We start from the raw sequence: 2656 nt of genomic DNA on the forward strand, positions 1-2656 counted from the left end.
CTGTACGAGTGCCCACACAGATGATTGCTTTATATTGTTAAAGAACGTTGCGATTAAAGTTAAACTTTATCTCGCTAGGGCTGCGCATATTACGCTTTCCTATTTTTTTGTCAACACTTAATTTTAAACTTTATTAAAAATCTAAACTCAAGTTTTACTCGACTTACTAAGTAGCTCATGCCCCGCTATGCGTTGCGCTCTGCCGTCTCAGTGGGGTCGCATTATAGGGTGCGGCGGATTTTACGCAAGCGTTTTTATGACATTTTTTGTATTTATTTTATACCCTCAAGATACCCAAAAGAAACTGACACCTTACCCACAAAAGCCTGTGGATAACTTCGATTTTTTCACCGTTTCACTAAACTATCTGCTTTGCTTATGGTAAGTTGCTCGCTGTTTTTTAAACTCGTTCATTAGGCATATAACATGATAGATATAATAAATAGTATTAGTGGGCTGCTTTGGGGTCATATTCTCGTCTACCTATTAATAGCGGCAGGACTCTTTTTTACTATTAAACTCAAGTTCATTCAATTTGTGCAATTCCCTCACATGATAAAGGTTATGTTTAACTCTCGCCAATGTGATAAAGATGGCATTTCCTCTTTTCAGGCATTTTGTACTTCTCTCGCAGCCCGTGTTGGTACCGGAAATATGGCCGGTGTTGCTGTTGCACTTTATTTAGGTGGTGCTGGGGCTATTTTCTGGATGTGGCTAATTGCATTAATAGGTATGGCAACGAGTTTTGCAGAAAGTACCTTAGCACAAGCCTATAAAACACGCGATGAACACGGTAACTTCCGTGGTGGTCCTGCTTATTATATGCAATACGGTTTAGGTAAGCGTTGGATGGGGGTGGTTTTCTCTCTGTGTTTAATACTTGCCTTTGGTTTGGTATTCAATGCTGTGCAATCTAACTCTATCGCCGCTGCATTTAAAGTCGCTTTTGACATTCCCAATTACGTTGTAGGGTTAGTGCTAGTCGTTGGCTCTGGCATTATTATATTTGGTGGCCTGAAAACTATTTCTCGCTTTGCAGAGTTGGTTGTGCCATTTATGGCCTTAGCTTACTTACTTGTAGCACTTTATGTGTGTGCAATGAATGCATCAGAATTACCGACTGTATTTATGCGCATTATCAATAGTGCCTTTGGCATTGAACAAGCCGGTGCTGGTGCGATTGGTTACGGTGTTATGCAGGCAATGATCCAAGGTATCAAACGTGGCTTATTCTCAAACGAAGCTGGTATGGGTAGCGCAGCAAATGCGGCAGCGACTGCGACGCCAAATCCGCCCCATCCTGCCTCCCAAGGTTATGTACAAATGCTTGGGGTGTTTATTGACACTGTCGTCATTTGTAGTGCAACCGCCGCGTTGATCTTGCTCTCTGATCAATTAGTAGCTGACTCTGGCGTAACAGGCATTGCATTAACTCAGGCAGCCCTTGAAGAACATGTTGGTAGTTGGGGCACAATCTTTGTTGCGATTGCTATCTTGTTCTTTGCTTTTACTTCGATTGTTGCCAACTATTCATACGCTGAAACTAATCTATTATTCTTAGAGCATAATCATGAGCATGGTATGTTGATCTTTAGGCTTGTAGTATTAGGTATGGTGATGTTTGGCTCTGTGAGTGAATTGGGGTTGATCTGGACCTTAGCTGATATTTCGATGGGCCTCATGGCAATCGTGAATGTTATTGCACTGTTTATGTTATCTGGCGTAGTGATCTGGCTTGCCAACGATTATACCGCACAACGTAAAGCGGGTAAGTTACCCACTTTCGATCCAACTCAAAATAAACAACTTGATAAAACTATCCCTACAGGCATTTGGCATAAAAACTAAAACACTTTGATAAATCAATAAGGGAGCCTAGGTGCTCCCTTTTTTGATCGTAGCTATATGATTATTAGTGCATTCATTACAAGCTCAGCTTCAGTTGCCACAAAGCGATTAAACAATTTCACTGCTAATGCACGCTGCTTTATCAAGATCTATAAAAGAAAATGAAGCAAGCTTTTACTTTGTATCTGCTAATTTATCTTGTTTTTTCAACCAGTTGGTTCATTTGCGTGACAAGTGTACTGATGACTTCTTGAATTTTAAGGACATCATTAACCGTAGCCGTAACGATTGCAAAGGGGGTTAAAACGAGTGATAACGCTAAGCAAACACCAAAAACAGCGCAACCCAAAATTGATTGAGACCCTGTTTAAAATTACCCATACCAGTTAATACTTTCAAAAGTAACGAAAGTTAAGTCTATATCAAAAATAATTAGTGGCATGATTTATTTTAATTAGATTTATTACGTAGCTTATTGGAATATAAAGGGGATTAGATTAATAGTTGAGAATATAAAGTGGTGCCCGAGGCCGGACTTGAACCGGCACGACTTGTTAGTCGAGGGATTTTAAATCCCTTGTGTCTACCAATTCCACCACTCGGGCATCGAGTTTGCTAATTAAAGCGTGTGGAGTAATTATTTGGAGGCGGAACCCGGAGTCGAACCGGGGTAAACGGATTTGCAATCCGGTGCATGGCCACTCTGCCATCCCGCCTAAATGTATCCAAATAATTTGGAGCGGTCCACGAGGCTCGAACTCGTGACCTCGACCTTGGCCAGGTCGCGCTCTACCAACTGAGCTAGTAC

The 2656-nt window shown here is 41.3% G+C and carries 1 protein-coding gene and 2 tRNA genes; 1 reads left to right on the forward strand and 2 read right to left on the reverse strand.

Annotated features, from left to right (window positions below; all coding sequences use genetic code 11):
- Positions 1-426 precede the first annotated feature (426 nt).
- The gene (locus tag ENH88_RS10015; protein WP_304182124.1) at positions 427-1848 is read left to right on the forward strand and encodes an alanine/glycine:cation symporter family protein; all 1422 of its coding nucleotides are present in this window, start codon (positions 427-429) and stop codon (positions 1846-1848) included.
- Between the two features lie 518 nt (positions 1849-2366).
- On the opposite strand, the gene ENH88_RS10020 is transcribed toward ENH88_RS10015, so the two are convergent.
- Positions 2367-2453, reverse strand: a tRNA-Leu gene (locus ENH88_RS10020).
- Positions 2454-2490: 37 nt separating this feature from the next.
- A tRNA-Cys gene (locus ENH88_RS10025) sits at positions 2491-2564 on the reverse strand.
- Between the last annotated feature and the right edge of the window lie 92 nt (positions 2565-2656).

It is taken from the genome of Pseudoalteromonas prydzensis (assembly GCF_011050055.1).
GTDB classification, from domain to species: Bacteria; Pseudomonadota; Gammaproteobacteria; order Enterobacterales; family Alteromonadaceae; genus Pseudoalteromonas; species Pseudoalteromonas prydzensis_A.